Source organism: Clostridium sp. (assembly GCF_050717535.1).
GTDB lineage: Bacteria > Bacillota > Clostridia > Clostridiales > Clostridiaceae > Clostridium_AD.
The window spans coordinates 39580-60687 of sequence record NZ_JBOITM010000041.1 but is presented as its reverse complement, the minus strand read 5'-3'; the positions used below and the strand labels follow the sequence as shown (position 1 = coordinate 60687).

Here is a 21108-nt window from a genome sequence, read left to right as displayed (position 1 = left end):
TGGGGGTTAATATTGGACCTAGCAATTATAATGATTTTTAAAATCCTCTAAAAATTTTTCTCTGTCCTCTCTATATTCCACTTTTCTTTTTAATCTATTTAAAAACACTTCTTCGCTCCATTGTTTTTTCCTTGTATAATAATCTCTAGATACACCGTAAAAATCCTCTGGAAAACTAAGCAAACCATACAACACTTTTAATTCTCTAGGATCTAGTAGGTTTACTTGTGTATATTCATTTAAAATACTGTAGCATTTCTCTATACTATAAGCAAAATCTTTAATAGCCTTATTTATAAAATTACAAATATCATGTACCCTTAAATCTACTATTGCATAATCAAAATCTAAAAAATATACTTCTTCCTTATTAATCAATATATTATGATGAGCTAAGTCATGATGGCAAAATACAATTTTTTCTTTTTCCGTGCATAAATTGTAGTATTCGGATGATTGCAAAATTTTTATGCTTTGGATTATATTTTCCTCATAATATTGTATATGCTCTAGAAATATATAGTCAAATTCATTTTTATTTTGGTATAGTGTTGCTATACTTTTAAAAAATATAAGTTCTCTTAATTTTTCATTAAAATTTTCAATCATTTTACCACAAAAATATCTCTTGTGATTTTTTGCTATTAGCACTTCAAAATCCTCATTCTTTATAAGCCCTACTGATGCACTATGGAGCTCTGCGAGTGCTCTTGAAGTTAATATAACATCAACTGGATTGCTATACTCACATTCTCTCCCTTCTACTAAACTCATAATACAATATATCTCATCTTTCCAAGGAACATATATAAGATTATTTTTTGTCTTTTCAAATTGAATAATTCTATTAAAACTATTATTTTTAATATACTCAATACCATAGTTAATAAATTCTAGTCTGGAGATACCATAACTCACTTTTTTTAAAACCTTATCCCCTTTATCAGTATCAAGTATGAATACCTTCCTTACTGGAATCACATCATGAACTAATAGATCAAATTCGCTAAATAAATTTACATCTAAATCATATTTACTTAAATAATTCTTATCTTTATATCTAGCATCTAGCATGTTATCACCTCTTCAATCATAACCTTAGTACTATAATCTCCTTCTAAACTCTCATCAAAGTAATGAATCTCCATCTTGAATTAAAGCTTTTCTAAGTTTCTTTGCAAATTTGTCATCCTGCCCATATTTTTTAGCTTCTCTATACCTATTACAATACTTTATGAATTCATTAGGATAAGAAATTAGAGCAATTAGAAATTTAGAACTCCTCTCACCTAATTCCTCAATGTAACAGAATTCATTAATAAGTTTACGAAAGTCCAAATTCAGTCCTTTTCTTTTTAATTTACTAAGCAAAATGAAACAATCTATTTCCACCATGTTATAATTACAATTGTCGAAACTAACTACTTCAACAAAATGATTTTTTCGTAGGTTTTGAAAACCTGTATTACCTAAACATATTTCGTTTCTTCTCATACTCCTTGTTATAATCCCTATATAATCTGATTCATATGCTGCTCTTATACATCCTTCCCCTCTCTTTATAACTTCCTGTCCATATTCAATAATTAATTTTTCACAGGGATCCGTACATTCATTTTTTTTAATATTTTTTATATCTCCAGCCAGCTTTTTAATAGAAATTTTATATTCCTCTATTACTTTTCCTGTATTGTTATTTAACCTATTTCTAAGATACCCGTTAAATCCTAAAGATTTTTCATGAAAAGCACTAATAGCACGAAACTGTTCAATTACTAATTGTTCAGTTATGTCTAAATCCATATCTATATATTTAAATTCATTTGGCTCTACATTTTTAATACCTCTAAACACCATATAGTCAGAAAATTCATTATAGATGCTTATTGCCACTGGCATCACCTCTAATTTAATCTATCTATTCTTTTTATAATTTTTGTCCATCTTCTTCAATATCTCTTTTTGTTCAAATTCTAATTCTCTAAGTTTCTTTTGTCTTTTTCTTATTTTCTTAAGTTTTTTAACTTCCTCCTTCATATTATCAAGTCTTGTGTCATATTCCTCTACAGTAGATTCTTCTGGCAGTAACATGTCAATTTCCACTTCTTCATTGTACAAATCATCTTTATTTTTCCCCACAATACTACCTCCCATATTTTATTTTGCTAAACTTATCAATAAAAATTTGCTTCTCCTCTCTATCCTCATAATTCTTCTGAAGTTTTTTTAAAAAGAACTCTTCTCCCCAGTCTTTTTTTTCCCAATAATATTGAATTCCTATTTGCCAATATTCCTGGGGAAATTCCATAAATGCTGCCATTATCTCATTATCATCTTTGTATACTAGATTTATATCATTGTAGCTATCCATTATAAAAAGTGCGTTATCTAAACTCCATTTTCCATTTTTCATTCTTCTTATTAACAGGCTACTTAAATCATGTAAATGAGTATCTAAGATACAATAATCAAAATCAATAATATTCACTTCTCCATTTTTTCCTATTAATACGTTGTGATGAGCATAATCATGATGGCATAATCCCCTATGTTTTATTTCCTCCTTCATCTTACTTACATATTCACTTTTGCATAAATTATATATTGATCTATTACATCGTTCCAGCTCCTCATCCATTATTGCTAAATAGTTATTATCAAATTCAGTAATACATGTTTTTTCATGTATTCTTCTTTTAAAATCTAATATTTCCCTTTCCCTGGTTTTAAATGTTTCTATCCATTTAAGCCATGCTATCCTGGGTTTCATATCTGGTGTAACCTTAAAATTCAAACTTTTTTTATGAAGCTGCGCAAGCTTTGAAGTGCATAACTTTATTTCTACAGGATTATCGTAATTACACTCCCTTGCGTTTACCCAAGGTGTTAGATAAGCATATTTCTTCTCAAGTGCTATATAATCCTTGTTATCAACAGTTGTAATAATTTCAGGTATTTTTTGAAAACCATTGACCTGCAAATGTTTTATTGCACCAACGATAAATAAAAAATGCTTAAAGTCATAATTAATGATTTTCAAGCAATACATCTCATTTTGCGTTTCTATTCTGTATACATTTTTTATTTTTTCTAATGTGTTAATACAAATGGAATAATTTTTTTGTACTAAATCCTTTAATTCCTGGATTTCCAATGCATGCCTCCGAAATATTGTTCTATTGTAGTATATGAGGCCACCGAATAATTTGTGCACAATTATGTTTGCTTAAATAGCACACTTTTCAATACAAAACAGTATATTAATATATATAATCTTTTCAATGGGATTTCAAATTTTATGTACAATTTTTTTCTAATAATTTTGAGGAGTGAATCCTATGAGGATTGCAATTGATGCTAGGGGTATCAATTTTTATAGTGGCACTGGGATAGGTACCTATACAGAAAATGTACTTAAAAACTTAATTAACATAGATATTATAAATAACTACCATGTCTTTTGGTCAGGTGATAATTATGAAACTATAAAAAGAGAAAACTGCAAAATAGTAATGACCTCCAAAAAACATCAACGTTTTTTTGAGGATTATTATTTTCCAGCCAATATATTAAAAGAAAAAATAGACATATATCATATGCCACAAAATGGTATAGGTTTCTCTGAAGAAATTTCTTGCAAGAAAATAATCACTATACATGATTTAATTCCATACGTAATGCCCGAAACAGTAGGAAAAGGATATTTACTGAAATTTTTAAAAGAAATGCCCTTAATTATAGGAGGCTGTGATGGAATAATAACTGTATCCGAATTTTCAAAACGTGATATTCTTAAATTTTTTCCTATAGATGAAAGCAAGATTTTTGTAACACCACTGGCCGCAGATAAAAAATATGCTCCTTTAGACAAAACCCTTTGCAAAGATTTTCTAAAAGATATGTATAATTTAACAGACCCATTTATACTTTATCTAGGTGGTTTTAGTGAAAGAAAGAATGTGAGTTCTGTTTTAACTGCTTTTTCTAGAGTATATAAGGATTTAGAAAAAAAATATAATTTAGTTATAGTAGGTGGGTATAAAGACTCCAGCCAAAAATTATTAAAACTTACACATGAACTCGGACTAGACTCTCATGTTATTTTTACTGGTTTTGTGCCAGAAGAACATTTACCTATTTTCTATAACTCTTGTGACACCTTTATATACCCATCTTTTTATGAAGGCTTTGGACTCCCTCCACTAGAGGCAATGAATTGTGGCACGCCTGTAATAGCTTCTAACCTTACCTCTATTCCAGAAGTAGTCGGAGATGGTGGAATTCTAATAAATCCCTATGATATCTCAGAAATATCGTCGGCCATAGGCAACTTACTTAGTAACGAAAAATTAAGATCAGAATTAAGTTCTAAAGGATTAAAAAGAGCTAGTGAATATTCTTGGCAAAATACTGCACTCAATACTCTTAAAGTTTATGAGAGTGTGTACAATAGAGAATGTCTTTCATAATTAAAAAAAGCATGAAATTTCCTCTATGCACCTTGCAAACAAGTTTAAAACCGGAAATTTTATTTAGAAATTCCGGTTTTAAGCTTTGCATTACAATTCACTCCAGAGATATTTCATACTGCTGTTTATCTACATGGTTTAAAAGGGTTAAGAAATTTTTATATCAACAATCTGGTTATATTTGTTAATCCTCCCATGTTCTAGCCCATCATTAATGATATTGAATAATTATATTGTCATCTCGTCTAGCTTTCGTCCATCTTTATTAAATACTTCAATAGCATTTAAGGCTAAATTCTTGTTAGCCATCTGTTTGAAGAGATCAGCTGGAATGGTACAAGTATCTGCACCAGCTTCTAATGCATCTAGTATTTGGTTAGTATTCTTGAAACTTGCCGCCAAAATTTTACAATCAAGCTCTCTATCCTCATAGAATGATTTCATTTTTGAAATTTCATTAAAGGGATTGATATTGTTGTTTGACATTCTATTTACATAAGGTGCTACATAATCACAACCAGCTAAAGCAGCTAGTATTCCTTGATCCGCTGAGTAAATAGCTGTACCTAATACAATAGTTTCTGGATTATCAGCTTTAATTCTATTTACAACTTTTAGCCCTACAAGATTTATAGGTACCTTATATGCAATTCTTTTACAGCCATCGATGTTCTTGAGGTTTTCATAATCGTCGCAAAGTTCTTCTAATGTGTCACCAACGAGTTGAACAAATAGGAGTTCTGTATTAGTTCCAAGAATATTTTCTATCTGTTTAAACCTATTTATATTTTCTTTAAGAAGAATTGTGGGATTTGTTGTTACACCTTTTAATACACCGGTCTTCATATACTTATTTATATCGTTAATATTTGCTGTATCTAAAAACATAGTATCATTCCTTTCTAATTGTTGTTTTTTTCAATAATAATTTTTGTCCCTACCTCAATTTTACTTATTTCTTTCTTTTCAACATATAAGGAACCTGCCATCAAATTACTTATATCGCCCTTGAAATTTATTGTAATATGACCTAAATCCTTCAAGTTTTTGTTGACCTGATCACCAACCGCAATAATTTTATAACTATCATCATTTATAAGTAACTTATCGTTAACTTCAATAGATTCTTCTAGATTATTTTGATCAATGAGAAAACAATATGGTTTTAGGTCAGGCGGAGCATTAAATCCGAACAACACTATAATTTCTTCATTTAAAAATTCTTTTGCATTAAGACCAATTTCTTTAACTTGTGTAGTATAAATCATCATTTAATTCTCCCTTTTGTTTAATCTATCGATACAAACCGAAACTTGCTACCCAAGCTACAAATACACGTGGTACTCCATTTAAGAATCTTGAGTATAATACTGATGGTACTCCTACTTCCACGGTCTCAGGATCAGCTTCCTCTAGACCTAATCCAACAGGAATGAAGTCACAAGCATTTTGTGTGTTAATAGCAAATAATGCAGGTAATGCTAAGTTCGGATTTATATTTCCTTTTCCTATCTCAACACCAATTAGAGTTCCTATTACCTGTGCAATAACAGCACCAGGTCCTAGCAATGGTGAAAGGATAGGCAATGAGCATATGAATCCAATAAGCATTAATCCCCATACATTACCAGCGAGTGGTGACATAACCTTTGCAAAAACATTTCCAATTCCACTCCCTTGGATGATACCAATTAACATTGAAACAAATGCCATGAACGGTATAATTGTATTAATCATTGTTTGAACAGCTTCCCTTGAAGCTTGTAACATTATGGCAATTGCTTTACCAGCGCCCATACCGAACTTAGCAATAATGCTTCCCTTCTCAGCATTTTGTGCAGTTAGCTTCTTGTCAGTTGAGTATTCTGACTTCTTAGGTACTTCGTTCTTGCTATCAAAAGAATTGGATGCTTTTCCTGTTTCATTTGTTAATGTAATTTGGTCTATTCCAACATTAGATACATAAAGTTCTTCAGTAATATATTTCGCCAAAGGACCTGATTTTCCTGTTGGAATAATATTTACAGTATGAATGCCCTTTTGTGGATAAACTCCACATCTTAATGTGCCACCACAATCAATAACTATTAAAGCTATCTCGTTATCAGGAACCGAAGTTTTGAATCCATTTACTGATTCCATTCCTGTTAACTCAACTATTTTATCTACAATTGCCGGTTTTTCTCCTCCACCAACAATATACACAATTTTATTTTTTTGATCAGTAGGTGTCACTACAAAAGGTCCACCCCATCCGCCTTTACCTTTTTCAATTCTTATACTATTATATTTACTCATTATTTTACCCCCCTTATGATTTAGATACTTTAGCTACTTTACTTAATTTAATGCCAGATTTCTTACAAACATATGCTGTTGTAAAATCAGTGACGTATGCACCTACAGCATTCATTACAAATCCAACAAGAAGATATCTTATTGCTAGTGGAGTAACACTTAAACCAAGAGTTGTTATACCAGCTGCAACTCCAAGATAAAGAAATAACTCACCTGGGTTAATATGTGGAAATATACCGCTACTTGTGTGACAATATTGTGCAACAGCTGCATAATAACTAGGTTTATAAAATTCAGGTAAAAATTTTCCTAAAGTAAATGCTGCTGGATTACATAATGTAAATGATGCAACAAAAGGTAGTACCATATTTCTCATTAAAGAGTATTTAGAAGCCCATTGTGCAAACCTATTAACCTTCTCTTGACCAATCAAATTAATTACAGTATTCATAAATACGAGTAACAACAATACTAATGGTACAATGCCTGTCATCCAGCTTAGGAAGGTTTTTGATCCTACTTTAAACAATCCTATAAATCCTTCTGCAATCTTAATAGTTAAATCCATTTTATGCACCCCTTTTTTTTATTATATTTTAATATAAGTATTATCTATAAGGTGATTAATATTTCACCATTATATTTTTTCTGATTCGAAAGATGACCATGGAATATCAACTGCAGTAGCACCCGCATTTATGATATTATCAACATGTATTAGCAGTGGGAAATCACTAAGTTTAACAACCCCTCTTTTTGCAAGAGCACGCACACCCCGTGCAGTACGTGTTGCAATGACTATTGATTCCAGTGTTACTCCCTCTAACCGTTTAATAGATTCTTCAATTGAAAGGCCTTGTCCAAGCAGAGTTCCAACTTTACGAGTACGTCCACCGAAAACAGTTACATAAAGATCACCAGCAGATAATATAATATTTTCGTCACCACCACCAACTATTTCAAGAAGATGTTTCATTTCTTTTACACTTTGTCCGAAAAGTCCTGCCTGCGAATTATAATGCTCTTGTCCTAAGCCGTCAGGTCCAATAGCTAGTCCAATAGCCAGCGATACACCCAATGCATAAGCATTCTTTAGCGCTACAGCACATTCAACACCTACAACATCTGTAGAAAGACTTATATGGTAATATGGAGATTCAAACAAACTCTTAAGCATCCTGAGGGTTTCTATGTCATGTCCACAAAATGCAACTACAGAATGATCTTTATCAGCAAGTTCATAACTAGTACACGGACCGCCTATAGCATTAATAGAAAGTTTTTTATTAGCTGGTAGCTTGCTTTCAAAGTATTGTGGATAAGTAATCATACTTCCATCCTCTAAATCAATCATTCCTTTTGTTATTGAAAGAACAGGAATATTTTCAGGTATTATAGGCAATATATTTTCTGCAAACCAATCAACACCAAAGCTACTAACACCACATATAACAACATCAGCTCCCTCTAATGCACTATTTACTTCTTCGATTTGATAACACTCAATTCCAGTACTCGGCAATTGACGTTTTAATGTAGGATGAAACCCTTTAGTCTTTACAGAATCAATAACACCTCTATCTAGTGGTGTACCAACTAACCTCACCTTATTACCATTTTCAATTGCAGGAAAAGATAAAGCAGAGGCCATCTGACCGGCTCCAATAACTGTTATAATTTTCATAATACACCTCCTATTAAAATATTTATAAAATTAATTGTAAATTAAAATATCAATGAACCAATTTTTCATATACTTTTCCGAATGGTGATTTCTTTTCAGGAATAATTTGACCACCTTTGATGATATTGTAGCTATTAACAGCATCCATTACTGCCTTACGTGTGATTTTTATCTCTTTCTTCATTTCCTCATCTTTCAATGTGATTTCACCAATTTCTTTACCATTAAATGCATTAAAGTCCTTAAATTTAGCCAAGTTCGTAGTGCCTTGTATTTTTCTCCCATATCTTATTCTATCATCTTTATCTAGTGCAAAAAGTATTATAGTACCAGATTGAATTTTACCAGCACGCGCCCTATAGCTACTCTGCCTTCCTTTCTTATTTTTATATATTCATCATTAAAACGTTTGATTTGCTTAAATCCTAAAAAATATTGCAAGGCAAAGGATACCATTACGGCTACACCGAGTATAAGCATAAATTTAAACGTCATCTTATCAACTTCCTTTCATGAAATAATTGCAACTCAAGAGATGCTCTCTATATTTTGAAGTTTTATAACAAGCCTTTTATCACTTATTATGGTGAATATTTCGTCATAGATTTTTAACAATGCAGTTTCTTGCTGATTATTCATATTTTCAGGTATTAACAAAAATAAGATAATTTTTAATTTTTCTAGGTTAGATTTTATAATCCCTATGGTTAGGTTAAGGTTATTTATTTTTTTATCTATTAAATGAGGAAATGCAACTCCATTTTCATAAATCATAGAACTCAAATTGTCTTTTTTCTTAAATATACTATATATATCACTAGAAACATTCTCTTCACAAATTAGGTACTCTGTAATTATTTTCACATTATCTATATAGCTTATTTTACCATCTAAGTATAATACTTTAAGATTCTCTAGTTTCATTATGTTGGCAATTGGTTCAATATTCTTCTTTTTAAGCTCGTTGAGCTTTTGGGTAAGAGAATCTTGATCAATAATTCCGCCTATTTTTATAATAGGCAAGTGCACATCGCTTATAATGTCTTCTGTGCTAAAAATCAATCCATAATTAGATACATTCTTAGTTTTAAGTTCTGAAACAGTCAATAAATCAATGTGAGAATTTAATCCTATTATCTCTTGTAACTGTTTTCTTATAAGTTCAAAAGTACCTCTCCCACCATTAGTCACAACAGCAATATTTCCATCACTATTATTACTTTTAGAATCAACTTTCCTTTCATCTAAAATTAAGGCGAAATATATAGCAAGATAACTTATGTCAATCTCCGTGCCCATGAGACAATATTGTTTTTCAAGGACACTCATTGATATTTTTGCCAATTCGAAAGCTAGTGGAAATCTAATTTTGATTTGGTCGGAAAAATATCGTTTACAGGAATTCTAAATATTAATCGGTTAATTAAAAATAACAGATGATACCTTACCTTACTATAAAAAGCCTTCACATTAACATCAATCATGTATCGTTCCCTTATGCTATCAAGCATTTGTTTAACAATCTGCAGTAACATTTCTTGATTTACAGTATTTTCTATATTACCAGTATGTGCAGAATTTCGTGTGTTAATAGGAAATGATATAAAATCAACATCTTCATAATTTAGCTCAATTTTATAAATATTTTCAATTTCCATAATAAAACCCTTAAGTTCTTTACTGTAAATTTCAAAATTTTTATACATAGGAATTGGATTTTTGAGCGCCATTCCTTTTTTTAATCTATCAATAGTTACAATTGTTGACTTATAAAAAAGCAGTTCCATTTGGTTATCAAGCTTGTAATAATCAGCTAGTGCTTCCAAAAGATTGATGGTTTTATTGTCTATGAGGATATTACATTGAAAGTAATCAAACACCTCATAGATAAGTACCAATCGTTTACTAAATTCACTGCATTTCAACTTAATACCCTTGTTTGTAACTCCCAAAATTTCAGCATTATATTTTCTTAAGAGTTTTTTTGTTTTTCTTAGGTCATTATTTACAGTACCTCTGCTAACATTCATTTCTTCTGAGAGATCCATGATATTAAGGTAATTTTCCGTATTTATTAGTTGATCCAATAAATACGCAATCCTACAATTCAAATCATTGAAATCAGCAGGAGTTGTAGGGTTACTTAGATATCTATAGTTTTTATCTTGGTCAAATTTATTAATTATGTCATTGCAGTCCAAGACTTTATTTTTTTTATCTATCACACTAAACTCCTCCCTGTTTAACCTCTTGACTTTCCACCTGAAATATTGATTACTGTTCCAGTAATATAGCTAGATTTTTCAGAAGCAAGAAAAGTTACTAGATTTGCTATATCATTTAATTTTCCAACTCGTCCAAGTGGAATGCTCTTTTCATATCCTGTATCTAGCTGATCTACATTTATATTTCTTGTATAAGCTAGCGCCTCGTTATATGCAGGTGTTGTCAGCCCAGTTTTCTCATTAATTCCAGGGGCTATAGCAACTACTTTGATACCGAATTTTCCAAGTTCCTTGGCCCAAGATCTAGTATAGGAATTTACAGCACCCTTTGTTGCAGAATATAAACTTTGTCCTACTGAACCCTCCATACCTGATTCAGAAGAAACATTTATTATAACTCCTTGAACCTTTTTAGCTAGCATCTCTCTAACAACACCCTGTGTTACAAATATAATTCCCTTTTGGTTAACTGCCGTCATCTTATTAAATGAATCTTCGTTAATCTCATATTTTTTTTCATCACTATAAACATCAACAAGCAGTCTTGGTAAATTAATTCCAGCATTGTTAACTAATACGTCAATTTTACCATATTCCTTCACCGTTTCAAAAATCATAGCATTTATGCTATCAATTGATGTAACATTTGTTTTTATATTGTATATACCATCTTTTTTCCCAGTTTCCACATTCATATCGGCAACAACAACATTTGCACCATTTTCTTTAAGTTCATTTACAATATGTAATCCAATACCAGAGTTTCCTCCAGTTACTATTATTGTCTTGCCCTCTATATTTAACCAGTTTTCGGATTTAATCGAATTGTTATTCATACAAAAACCTCCCTCTATATCTTTATTTTTATTATATTCTATAAAGTGAGTAAAATTAATACAATAATAAATTCATAAATCTTACAATAGGTTGTACTAATTCATATTTAATATGAACAGCCTTGATAAATAACAAGCAAAGTTGAAGCATAAAAATATAGCCCTTGTTTATATCAAGGGCTATATCTACAATGTTATGATATTATTGGAAAGGTGGTGGGTCAAAATCATGTACAATATTATCATGGAATATTACGGAAAAATTCGCAGTGTTTTACTCCTGCAAAGTTTGAGTTATAAACTAATTAAGTTACCTTTTGATTCTGAAGCATGTAATTTTGTCTTTCAACTTCCATATAAATTTTTTCAACATTTTCCCCAAAGCACTTTGAAGATAATGGTTCTATTCCATCATAAGCATTTTTCACCATGGTGGTACATTCTTCTTTATCTGTTAAAACTTCATACAATATTTCAGCTAAATCCTCATCATTATAAAAAATCCTTCCGTTAGTTTTATCCTGAATTAAATCATCTAAATTTTTATCGTACTTTGCTACTACAGGAATCTGCGCCGCCATAGCCTCTGTAAAGGTTAATCCCTGTGTTTCAGTTAGTGATGCTCCTACAAACACATCTCCCATTTGATAATACCTACCAATTTCTGCCCAAGGCTTTTCACCAGTAAATATCACAGATTTTTCTATATCTAATTGCACAGCTAAAGCTTCTAGATTTTCACGCTCTGGCCCATCACCAACAACCAGAAGCTTACAATTTGGTATTTTTACAATTAGTTCCTTCATACTATTTATAATTATATCTACACTTTTTTCTTTTGCAAGTCGCCCAATGAATAGTACAACTGGCTCAGTTTCATCTATTCCAAAAGATTTCTTTTCATCTTTAATAAGATCTTCATCGTAATTGCTTCTTTTAAAAGGTTCAATGTCAACTCCCGTAGGTATTACATCAATATGTCTTTCTAATCCATATTCACGCAATGCATCTTTTACCTTCGTTGTTGGTACTATTATAGCACTGCAATCTCTACAATATAGCTTACTTACCTTTTTAGCAAATTGCGAAGCAGGCTTAAGCATTATACCACGAGATACATAGTGGATATAGTCTTCATACATAGTATGATATGTATGAACTACAGGAATATCTAACTTTTTAGCTACTATTCTTCCAAAAATACCTATACTAAACTCTGTTTGTGTATGTATAATATCTAAATCTAATTTTTTTATCTTATTCATAATTTTGCGTGAATATATCATCCCAACTCTTTGAGAAGGTAGAAGGAAAAATGGTATGCTAGGCAATCTCATGATACCTTCCTCTTCATCTACATCTGGGTGAGCAACTGTAATAATAGTTACATTATGTCCAAGTCTAATTAACTCATTTTTCAATATCAAAGTAGACGTAACTACTCCACTTACTTGTGGATAAAAAGCATCAGTAAAAATTCCAATATTCATAATCATCCCCCTTTAAAGGTTATTATTTTAATGTACAATTTTCATTTTAATATTCATCACTAAGTTTTACTTACTCTTTCATAAACGCATAAAACCCAAAAACTATACAAGAGTAAAATGTAATTAATCTCCATAACAATATAGCAGCCATTATATTATTAGCTGCAAAAAACAAGCTGAAAAACATAAAGAAAGCACCTTCTGCTCCTCCCACAGCTCCTGGTAATGGTATAAAAGCTGTTAGCATCATTACAAAGGCAGTTCCTGCTATCATACTTTCTATACTGGCACCACTCATACCAAAACTAAGATAGATAAAATAAGGTATGCTAAAAATTATTGTTAGCTGGCATGTTGTATAAACAACAGCTTTAAACATTAATACACCACTATGTTTTACTATCTCCATATTATCATGGAACTTTTCTAAATTATCATTAATATGCATTTCTAATTTTGATATATCCTTTACCAATTTAAGTTTATTTAATATCTTAGAAAATGTTATTATTAATTTATGCGTTAATTTACGATATTTTGAAAATATAATTAGGAATATAATTACACTAGCATTAACTGCAAACCCAATTCCTATTAAATAAAATAAATTACTCATTCTAGTTTTGAAAAAACTTGCTTTCCAAAGTATAAGTATTAAGGAATATATAGTTAATACAGATTGATAGATGATAAATTTAATCATCAGTATCGAGCCAGAACTGCCAGCTCCTAAATTCTGTTTTGTAAGCGCATATAACTGCATTGGCTGACCCCCAGATGCAAAAGGAGTTATTGAATTAAAGTATTGCCCAATCATAGTAACTTTAAATGCTTGTCTAAATTTAAAATCTTTTTTGATTAATAATACAATAGTTTGCAAGGTTTTAGCTTCAAAAGCCCAATATAACAGCATAGCAAGACCCGCAATTATTATCCACTGAATTTGCAAATTTTTCATTTGATGAATTAAGTCCATCCACCCATTTGTGAAAATAATAAGCAAAACAAATATAACTCCAGAAGCTATACCTAAAATAATATTAAACTTGTAATTCTTCATTAGCTTACCTACCTTTTATTCGACATACCTTTTTATAAAAGTCTTTCCACATAGCAAGCACATTCTCTCTCGAATAAAAATTGTGCCCTCTTATAGCCTTTTCTTTAGCAGATTCATAATAGGCTGAATCATTTTTCAACTTTTCTATAGCCCTTATAAAGCCTTCATTATCATGTTCTTTTAAGTAATAGTCAAATAGTATATCTTCATATAATTCCAAATCCCTCAACAGTATTGGAGTGTGCGTATTCATTGCCTCCAGTATTGACATAGGGAAAAGCTCATTATAGGATGGCATGAAAAGAACATCAGACACATTATATATATCATTCATCAAATCTCTTTCAACTATTCCTGTAAATAAAATATTTTTAGGTGCATGCTCCATTCTATTTTTTAATTCCTTATACCCATCCGTAATATTTCCGAAAGAAAACCCACCTGCCCAAACAAATTGCACTTCAGGCATTTTTTTTGCTATATCAATAAAATCAATTACACCTTTTCTAGTTTGTATTTGTCCTACTCCAAGCACAACGAAAGCATCCTTTAGAATTTTCAGTTTTTCCTTTGCTATGTACTTATCCTCGGTTGAAAGCTTGTAGAATTTTTCTTCAGAAACGAAATTAGGAATATATGTTATTTTTTTCCTATCAATATTGTAAGCTTCAAGCCTAGTAATAAAATTAGGATTTACTGTAACTAAAAAATCCATGCTATTATAAAAGCTTATAATATATTTATAAAAAATTTTTTTAATTAAATTTGGTAATTTAATACTCCCTTCAATAGTTTCAGGTAAAAAATGCACATAACCCACTGTTACACCTTTTCTTTTTGCAAAAGGTATGCTTAAATAATGTTTAAAATCAATAGTATGATAATGCATTATTTCGGTTCTTTCTCTTTTATTTATTACAACTTTATATTCTTTATCTAATCCGTTTTGGACTAAATTTACTTGCTCTAAGTATGCTGATCCAACCCCTTGACCTTTTACTTTGTCTGCAGAGGATAGCATGTTTATAGTAGGCATAATTGTCACTCCCATCTAATTTAACCTTGTCTCTAAGTTTATTGTACTATAGTATTATTAAATATTGATTAATGTTACCTTAAAATTTTCTTAAATTTTACCAACTAGCTATAAAAATAAACTTATAATAACACTTTTTATTAATATTATTATAGTACCCTTAGTTTACGATTTAATTAATCCTTGAGGAATTTAAAATGCCTCTAAAATATATTAGAGGCATTTTAAATTAATATGAATTATCCTAAGGTGGAGACTGCTCAACTTAGTTACTTATTTAAATCAATCTATATTTCTATGAATTGCGTATATATGTCTGGTACATTTTTAATCTTATTTTGTTCATAGCCCATACAAGCTACCACTAAAAGTATAATTCCTAAAATAAAAAACATTCCATGAATTTCCATAGCATACCGTTCACCTATCAACGCAAACTGCGACGAAACTGAAAGAGCCAATAAGTTATTTATGAAATGTGCAAATATACTTAGGTATATTGACTGCGTTGTTAAATATATAAATCCAATAACTAGGCCTAGTAAGAATGCATTTATACCTTGTGGAATATTAAAATGCACTACTGCAAACAATAATGATGATACTACAAGCGCTATAGTTGGATTTATTTTTTTAGCCATTCCTTTTAATAATATTCCTCTGAAAATTATTTCTTCATATATAGGCGCCACCACAGCAGCACTGAGTATTACGATAAATGGTGAAACAGATAACTCTTCGAGGGCTCCATTTATAATATCTGGCATTGATATCTTACTAACCCACAAAGTTAAACTATTATCAAACATCAGACGGAATGCTATAATCATGATGGCTGCAAAAACAAAGCTCATTGAGTTCAGGTGATACTTAAGTTTTTGCTCATTTCTCGAATTACTAAGCCACTTGAGTAAAATGATAATAACATAGTATTTAACAAATACACCTGCAATAAAAATTACATAGGGCACAGCTTTTTCAAGTCTTCCAGAGAATAGATTTAAAAATTCTTGAGGTACTTGTCCTAATCCCTCCAACAAAATTGATAGACTTATTACAAGAAACCCTTTAATGATTCCCATTTTCTTAATATTTATGGATCCATTTTCTATGTTTCTTAAAAATTTCATTCTATCACACTTTCTAATTTATTATATTCTTTTAATAACTGTGCTCCACCCCTTACTATTTATCCCAATAAATTGATATTCTCTATAATCTATGCTTTCCACTCAAACTATATATCTCTATTTTAACTAGTGTGGTTTTTTCCTTTGCTTTATCTATATATAACTGTCCCTCTTCTATAAATTCGGGACTATATTTCCTTATAAATTCCATTAATGGCTCATATTTTTCTTCTTCCACAAGCATAGTTGCACGGCCAAAAGCTATTACACTTTCATACGACATACTAAATTGATCTTGTAAAACTTTAGCTTTTCCAACTACTGTAAAACTCACCTTATCATTTACACTAATATTATCTAGTTTAGTTCCTACCCCTGCACAATGAAAATATATATTTTTATCTATAATCACATAACACAGTGGTATTCCATAAGGTTGATTATTTTCTCCACAAGTAGAGAGTATGCCGTATTCACCCGTCTTTAAAAGGTCCATAACTTCAATGTCATTCATTTTTCTCTCAATTCTTCTCATTGCTTTCATAATATCCTCATATCCTTTCTAATATCATATTTTTAAGTGTAACATACCCTTCATAGAATAATCTATGAACTTAATGGCAATTTTAATTGTATATAATTTGCATTAATTTTCCTTTTAAACTTTGTTGTACAACTGCTATTATTATCCATTAAAAATGCTTATAAAAAAAGATCTATGCCCTTATATTGTAAAATTCAATATAAAAGACATAGATCTATATTAAATTATTTATTTTCCTATAAACTGCTCCGTCCAGTAAATAGTTCCACTTGCATCTTTTGCTACTCCTACTCCTATTTCAGTGAAATTTGCACTTAAAATATTAGCTTTGTGTCCTGGCGAGTTCATCCAACCATTCATTACTGAAGCTGCGGTAGGTTGTCCCATTGCAATATTTTCGCCAGCTGCTGTATATGTTATACCAAATTTTTTCATCATGTCAAAAGGTGAACCATAAGTTGGTGATGTATGAGAAAAATAGTTATTATCTCTCATATCCTCTGACTTAGTTCTAGCTACATTTGAAAGTGCAGAATTAGCCTTTAAAGGAGCTAGTCCTAATTTTGATCTTTCTTGATTAACTAATATTACTACTTCACTTTCTAATTTGTTATTTTCAGTTAAATTTGATGCAGTTGTTGTTTTTGCAGGCTCTGTCTTAGCAGGGGTTACCTTTGCAGGAGTCGCTTTTACTGATGCTGGTGTTGGTGCTGGTGCTGGTACTGGTGCTGGTGCTGGTGCTTTTGTAGGTGTTTTTACCTGAGGTTTAGCAGCTAAACACTCTGTAGCAGTTAAATCCTTTGGCATTTCAATACCATACTTAGCGCAAATATCCTTCAAACTTTCTCCGGAAACAGCTGTACAATTAATGGTATTACAATCTAAAGTATTCACCACTTTATAGTTTGATGCATTACAATCTGCGGCAAATACCGTTGAACTTATTCCTGTTGATACTAAAATACCTAGTGTTAATATTAATGGTCTTAGAGTTTTCTTCATGTTATGTACCTCACCTTCATAATTTTAGTGTACAAAGCAAGTTTTTTTCTTTGTATTCATATACTATCATCTAAATGAAGGTTTTGCATATTTTATTAGTGGTTATTTTGGAATATTTTGTCGTAATTTAATGAATTTTTAGTTAATGCGTCAGTGTCTCTAATTTAATAAAACTTCAACAAATATAAATTCCAGTGTATTATTGTGATTATAACTAGCTTTTACAATTAAGACGCAAAAATATTTCTCTCACACTGTGTTTATAATAAATTAATATTTGTTGGCAATTGAAAATATTACCTTCTCCTAAATTATCTAAAGGTGTAAAACTGTGCTCCCATAGGTATGGATTTACAAAAAAATAACATGATGTATAAGCAACCACTCACTTAGACATCATGTTATTTTTTTACTATTTCAAATTTAACTTAGCAAAAGCCTCAGCCATAGCCGAATTACCAGAATTTACAGGTTCCTCTTTCTTATTCTGCTGATTTAAAAATCTACTAACATCTTTTTTATCTAAAGCACCTTTTTCTTTATCTCGGCGCTTAGTGAATGCTGAAAGTTTTTCTCTATAACCACAACTACAAGCGAAAATTTTATTGTCTCCATCGCCTCTAATCTCCATTTTCTTATGACAAGTAGGGCAACGAGCATTTGAAACTTGTGATACACCCTTACGATATCCACATTCTCTATCTGGACATATAAGCATTTTACCCCTTTTACCGTTAACCTCAAGAAGATACTTACTACACTCTGGGCATTTAACCCTTGTAACATTATCGTGCTTGTATATTTCGCTTGAAGCTGCAACATTTTTCACAAGTTTCACCGCATATTCTCTCATATCCTTTACGAAATTCATAGAATTTGCTTTTCCCTTACTTATAAGTTGAAGCTGTTTCTCCCACTTAGCAGTAAGCTCTGGCGATTTTAATTCCACTGGAACTAAGCCTATTAATTGTATTCCTTTTGAAGTTGGGAAAATATCTTTACCGCGTCTCTCCATATAAAAGATGCTAAATAGTTTTTCAATTATATCTGCACGAGTGGCGGAAGTTCCAAGCCCTGAGGTATTATCCAAGGCTTCCCTTAAACTCTCATCTTGTATATCTTTGCCTGGATGCTCCATAGCGGTAAGCAGCGTTGCTTCATTATATCTTGCTGGTGGCTTCGTCTTTTCATTTACAGACCTGACCAAAGTAAGTTTAACAGCTTCACCTTTATTTATAGGTGGAAGAGATTGATCTTTATCTTCTCCATCGCCAGAACTGCTTATTTCTCTCCAGCCTTTTGATTTAACTATTTTTCCTTTTGCAGAAAAACTTTCACCTTTTACATCTATTTTTACAGTAGTTTGTTCATACTCGAAAGCTGGACTTAAGACTTCTAAAAATCTTTTTACAACTAAGTCATAAATAGTTTTTTCTTCTCTGTTTAAGCTAGATAAATCCACATGCTGCTCTGTAGGAATTATGGCATGATGATCTGATACCTTACTATTGTCCACAAGTCTATTTGTAGTATGAATTCTATTTTTTATTATATTTCTAGCGGCTTTTTCATATGGTCCTATAGCTATACTCTTTAATCTATCAATTAACGTTGGTACGATATCTGTAGTAATATGTCTTGAGTCTGTCCTTGGATATGATAATATTTTATGGTTTTCATATAATCTCTGCATTAAATTAAGGGTTTGCTTTGCTGAATACCCAAATTTTCTATTTGCATCCCTTTGAAGCTCTGTTAAATCATATGCAAGTGGTGGAAGTTCTTTTTTAGAGGTTTTGTTTACTTCTACTACGGTACCCATCTGATTATTTACCTTGATTACTACCTCTTCTGCCTTTTTCTTGTCAAAGGTGCGCGATTCTCCATTCTTACTTGACCAATGCACTGTAAAGTTATTTACCTTACCATTTACAGTCCAGAAGTCCACTCCAACAAACTTCTTTATTTCATTTTCTCTATCAACAATAAGTGCTAAGGTCGGTGTTTGTACCCTTCCCGCTGATAATTGAGCATTATATTTACAAGTTAGTGCCCTAGTTACGTTGAGTCCTATTAGCCAATCTGCTTCTGCTCTTGATTGTGCTGCCCAAAATAGGTTTTCATAATCTCTTCCAGGTTTAAGATTCGCAAACCCATCTTTTATTGCTTTTTCAGTTTGGGAGGAAATCCATAGCCTCTTTATAGGCTTTTTAAACCCCGCCTTTTGGATAATCCAACGTGCAACAAGTTCTCCTTCTCGCCCCGCATCAGTGGCTATAACGAGTTCATCTACATCAGCTCTTTTAAGAAGTTCGTGCACAACCTTATATTGCTTTGAAGTTTCCTTAATAACTACCAATTTTAAATCCTTTGGTAGCATAGGCAGATCTTCCATTCTCCAACTTTTATATTTTTGGTCATAATCCTCTGGTCCAGCTAATGTAACAAGATGTCCTAGTGCCCAAGTTACAATATACTTTTGTCCCATTAAATATCCATTCCCACCTTGAGTACAATGTAAGCTTTTTGCTAGTTCTTTTCCAACAGAAGGTTTTTCTGCCAAAACTAATGTTTTTCCCATATGTAAAACTTCCTCTCTATTTTTTCTTATTAGAATATGTAGTAGTTTTCTTTTCTGCCATGAAAACATAATAACCATCTATTTCGCTTATTTTCACACCACCAAAAATTGAAATTAACTTATTTTTATACCAATCTTTTCTTTTAGTAACCATAAACATTTTTCCACCAACCACTAATCTATTAAATCCTTTTTCAATAAATTCCTTTGGAACAGAAAAATCCACATGGTATGGAGGATTAGATAGAATTAAATTAAATTCTTTGTCATGGATATTTTTAAATCCATCACTTTGGTATAGCCCAATTCCTTCAATATCATTTAATGTAATGTTTTCACTTGCAAGTTTTACTGCTGAAACATCTACATCAGTCATAACTACATTTGACGCACCTACTATTTTTGCAGCTAATATTCCAACTATACCATAACCACAACCTAAATCTAATACTTTATCATTAGTCTTAAATTCAACAGTTGATAACATTGCTGAAGTACCTTTATCAACATTCTGAGGTGAAAACACCTCGTTTGATGTATTAAATTTCAAATCAATACCTTTTATATTTACATCTAACATAATTATTCCTCCAAAGTTCTTCTTAAATTATAAGTTACTACAACATTTCCTTGTATATATTTAAATATCACTTATTATAACCAACATATAATATCTACACTACATATTATAAACTATTTCATACACATAAAGTAGTTTATACCCTATGTTCAATTAAGTTCTATTCTCAAGCA

General features: G+C 31.0%; 21 protein-coding genes and 1 pseudogene. 1 reads left to right on the top strand and 21 read right to left on the bottom strand.

All coding sequences use genetic code 11. The annotated features are described in order from the left end of the window. Positions 1–18: 18 nt before the first annotated feature. From ACREVU_RS07145 to ACREVU_RS07130, 4 genes are read right to left on the bottom strand one after another with little or no spacing between them, the layout of a single operon-like run. Positions 19–1074, bottom strand: a complete 1056-nt coding sequence (locus tag ACREVU_RS07145; RefSeq protein ID WP_431550926.1) for a CotS family spore coat protein — start codon at positions 1072–1074, stop codon at positions 19–21. Between the two features lie 54 nt (positions 1075–1128). Further along, positions 1129–1893, bottom strand: coding sequence for a spore coat protein (locus ACREVU_RS07140; RefSeq protein WP_431550925.1), 765 nt, complete (start codon positions 1891–1893; stop codon positions 1129–1131). Positions 1894–1914: 21 nt separating this feature from the next. After that, positions 1915–2139, bottom strand: a complete 225-nt coding sequence (locus ACREVU_RS07135; RefSeq protein ID WP_431550924.1) for a hypothetical protein — start codon at positions 2137–2139, stop codon at positions 1915–1917. Between the two features lie 4 nt (positions 2140–2143). Next, positions 2144–3154, bottom strand: a complete 1011-nt coding sequence (locus ACREVU_RS07130) for a CotS family spore coat protein (protein WP_431550923.1) — start codon at positions 3152–3154, stop codon at positions 2144–2146. A 184-nt stretch (positions 3155–3338) separates the two neighbouring features. Here ACREVU_RS07130 and ACREVU_RS07125 point away from each other — a divergent pair, with 184 nt between their 5' ends. Continuing rightward, the gene (locus ACREVU_RS07125) at positions 3339–4469 is read left to right on the top strand and encodes a glycosyltransferase family 4 protein (protein ID WP_431550922.1); all 1131 of its coding nucleotides are present in this window, start codon (positions 3339–3341) and stop codon (positions 4467–4469) included. Between the two features lie 228 nt (positions 4470–4697). Here the strand turns inward: ACREVU_RS07125 and ACREVU_RS07120 are convergent, their stop codons facing one another. From ACREVU_RS07120 to ACREVU_RS07040, 17 genes and pseudogenes are all read right to left on the bottom strand, one after another. Then, the gene (locus ACREVU_RS07120) at positions 4698–5357 is read right to left on the bottom strand and encodes a transaldolase family protein (protein WP_431550921.1); all 660 of its coding nucleotides are present in this window, start codon (positions 5355–5357) and stop codon (positions 4698–4700) included. Positions 5358–5371: 14 nt separating this feature from the next. Next, positions 5372–5740 carry a PTS glucitol/sorbitol transporter subunit IIA gene (locus ACREVU_RS07115; protein ID WP_431550920.1) on the bottom strand — a complete coding sequence of 123 codons (369 nt, stop codon included), beginning with the start codon at positions 5738–5740 and terminating at the stop codon, positions 5372–5374. A gap of 22 nt (positions 5741–5762) precedes the next feature. After that, positions 5763–6767, bottom strand: a complete 1005-nt coding sequence (srlE, locus tag ACREVU_RS07110; protein ID WP_431550919.1) for a PTS glucitol/sorbitol transporter subunit IIB — start codon at positions 6765–6767, stop codon at positions 5763–5765. A gap of 13 nt (positions 6768–6780) precedes the next feature. Further along, positions 6781–7335: a PTS glucitol/sorbitol transporter subunit IIC gene (srlA, locus tag ACREVU_RS07105; RefSeq protein ID WP_431550918.1), complete on the bottom strand. Its 555-nt coding sequence runs from the start codon at positions 7333–7335 to the stop codon at positions 6781–6783. Between the two features lie 69 nt (positions 7336–7404). Next, positions 7405–8451: a glycerol-3-phosphate dehydrogenase gene (locus ACREVU_RS07100; protein ID WP_431550917.1), complete on the bottom strand. Its 1047-nt coding sequence runs from the start codon at positions 8449–8451 to the stop codon at positions 7405–7407. A gap of 49 nt (positions 8452–8500) precedes the next feature. Further along, positions 8501–8907 (bottom strand): annotated as a pseudogene (locus ACREVU_RS07095) (transcriptional regulator GutM). A 72-nt stretch (positions 8908–8979) separates the two neighbouring features. Then, a complete protein-coding gene (locus tag ACREVU_RS07090; RefSeq protein WP_431550916.1) occupies positions 8980–9780 on the bottom strand; it encodes a BglG family transcription antiterminator in 801 nt (266 codons plus the stop codon). A gap of 23 nt (positions 9781–9803) precedes the next feature. Then, positions 9804–10676: a helix-turn-helix domain-containing protein gene (locus ACREVU_RS07085; protein ID WP_431550915.1), complete on the bottom strand. Its 873-nt coding sequence runs from the start codon at positions 10674–10676 to the stop codon at positions 9804–9806. A 17-nt stretch (positions 10677–10693) separates the two neighbouring features. Beyond that, positions 10694–11512, bottom strand: a complete 819-nt coding sequence (locus tag ACREVU_RS07080; protein ID WP_431550914.1) for a sorbitol-6-phosphate dehydrogenase subunit — start codon at positions 11510–11512, stop codon at positions 10694–10696. A gap of 305 nt (positions 11513–11817) precedes the next feature. Beyond that, positions 11818–13002 (bottom strand): glycosyltransferase family 4 protein, encoded by a 1185-nt coding sequence (locus ACREVU_RS07075; protein ID WP_431550913.1) that lies wholly within the window; start codon positions 13000–13002, stop codon positions 11818–11820. A 70-nt stretch (positions 13003–13072) separates the two neighbouring features. Beyond that, positions 13073–14062 carry a lysylphosphatidylglycerol synthase transmembrane domain-containing protein gene (locus ACREVU_RS07070; RefSeq protein ID WP_431550912.1) on the bottom strand — a complete coding sequence of 330 codons (990 nt, stop codon included), beginning with the start codon at positions 14060–14062 and terminating at the stop codon, positions 13073–13075. A 4-nt stretch (positions 14063–14066) separates the two neighbouring features. Continuing rightward, positions 14067–15098 carry a glycosyltransferase family 4 protein gene (locus ACREVU_RS07065; protein WP_431550911.1) on the bottom strand — a complete coding sequence of 344 codons (1032 nt, stop codon included), beginning with the start codon at positions 15096–15098 and terminating at the stop codon, positions 14067–14069. A gap of 287 nt (positions 15099–15385) precedes the next feature. Beyond that, positions 15386–16228 (bottom strand): CPBP family intramembrane glutamic endopeptidase, encoded by an 843-nt coding sequence (locus ACREVU_RS07060; protein ID WP_431550910.1) that lies wholly within the window; start codon positions 16226–16228, stop codon positions 15386–15388. A gap of 82 nt (positions 16229–16310) precedes the next feature. Then, on the bottom strand, positions 16311–16772 hold the full coding sequence (locus ACREVU_RS07055; RefSeq protein ID WP_431550909.1) for a pyridoxamine 5'-phosphate oxidase family protein: 462 nt from the start codon (positions 16770–16772) through the stop codon (positions 16311–16313). A 228-nt stretch (positions 16773–17000) separates the two neighbouring features. Then, positions 17001–17774: a CAP domain-containing protein gene (locus tag ACREVU_RS07050; RefSeq protein ID WP_431550908.1), complete on the bottom strand. Its 774-nt coding sequence runs from the start codon at positions 17772–17774 to the stop codon at positions 17001–17003. Between the two features lie 412 nt (positions 17775–18186). Beyond that, positions 18187–20355: a DNA topoisomerase III gene (locus ACREVU_RS07045; protein ID WP_431550907.1), complete on the bottom strand. Its 2169-nt coding sequence runs from the start codon at positions 20353–20355 to the stop codon at positions 18187–18189. Between the two features lie 16 nt (positions 20356–20371). Further along, a complete protein-coding gene (locus ACREVU_RS07040; RefSeq protein ID WP_431550906.1) occupies positions 20372–20935 on the bottom strand; it encodes a class I SAM-dependent methyltransferase in 564 nt (187 codons plus the stop codon). Positions 20936–21108 lie beyond the last annotated feature (173 nt).

Excerpts from the sequence above, each read along its gene's own strand:
- ACREVU_RS07145 (WP_431550926.1), bottom strand. The coding sequence starts at position 1,074 with ATGCTAGATGCTAGATATAAAGATAAGAATTATTTAAGTAAATATGAT.
- ACREVU_RS07125 (WP_431550922.1), top strand. The coding sequence starts at position 3,339 with ATGAGGATTGCAATTGATGCTAGGGGTATCAATTTTTATAGTGGCACT.
- ACREVU_RS07120 (WP_431550921.1), bottom strand. The coding sequence starts at position 5,357 with ATGTTTTTAGATACAGCAAATATTAACGATATAAATAAGTATATGAAG.
- ACREVU_RS07115 (WP_431550920.1), bottom strand. The coding sequence starts at position 5,740 with ATGATGATTTATACTACACAAGTTAAAGAAATTGGTCTTAATGCAAAA.
- srlE (WP_431550919.1), bottom strand. The coding sequence starts at position 6,767 with ATGAGTAAATATAATAGTATAAGAATTGAAAAAGGTAAAGGCGGATGG.
- srlA (WP_431550918.1), bottom strand. The coding sequence starts at position 7,335 with ATGGATTTAACTATTAAGATTGCAGAAGGATTTATAGGATTGTTTAAA.
- ACREVU_RS07100 (WP_431550917.1), bottom strand. The coding sequence starts at position 8,451 with ATGAAAATTATAACAGTTATTGGAGCCGGTCAGATGGCCTCTGCTTTA.
- ACREVU_RS07090 (WP_431550916.1), bottom strand. The coding sequence starts at position 9,780 with ATGAGTGTCCTTGAAAAACAATATTGTCTCATGGGCACGGAGATTGAC.
- ACREVU_RS07080 (WP_431550914.1), bottom strand. The coding sequence starts at position 11,512 with ATGAATAACAATTCGATTAAATCCGAAAACTGGTTAAATATAGAGGGC.
- ACREVU_RS07075 (WP_431550913.1), bottom strand. The coding sequence starts at position 13,002 with ATGAATATTGGAATTTTTACTGATGCTTTTTATCCACAAGTAAGTGGA.
- ACREVU_RS07070 (WP_431550912.1), bottom strand. The coding sequence starts at position 14,062 with ATGAAGAATTACAAGTTTAATATTATTTTAGGTATAGCTTCTGGAGTT.
- ACREVU_RS07065 (WP_431550911.1), bottom strand. The coding sequence starts at position 15,098 with ATGCCTACTATAAACATGCTATCCTCTGCAGACAAAGTAAAAGGTCAA.
- ACREVU_RS07060 (WP_431550910.1), bottom strand. The coding sequence starts at position 16,228 with ATGAAATTTTTAAGAAACATAGAAAATGGATCCATAAATATTAAGAAA.
- ACREVU_RS07055 (WP_431550909.1), bottom strand. The coding sequence starts at position 16,772 with ATGAAAGCAATGAGAAGAATTGAGAGAAAAATGAATGACATTGAAGTT.
- ACREVU_RS07050 (WP_431550908.1), bottom strand. The coding sequence starts at position 17,774 with ATGAAGAAAACTCTAAGACCATTAATATTAACACTAGGTATTTTAGTA.
- ACREVU_RS07045 (WP_431550907.1), bottom strand. The coding sequence starts at position 20,355 with ATGGGAAAAACATTAGTTTTGGCAGAAAAACCTTCTGTTGGAAAAGAA.
- ACREVU_RS07040 (WP_431550906.1), bottom strand. The coding sequence starts at position 20,935 with ATGTTAGATGTAAATATAAAAGGTATTGATTTGAAATTTAATACATCA.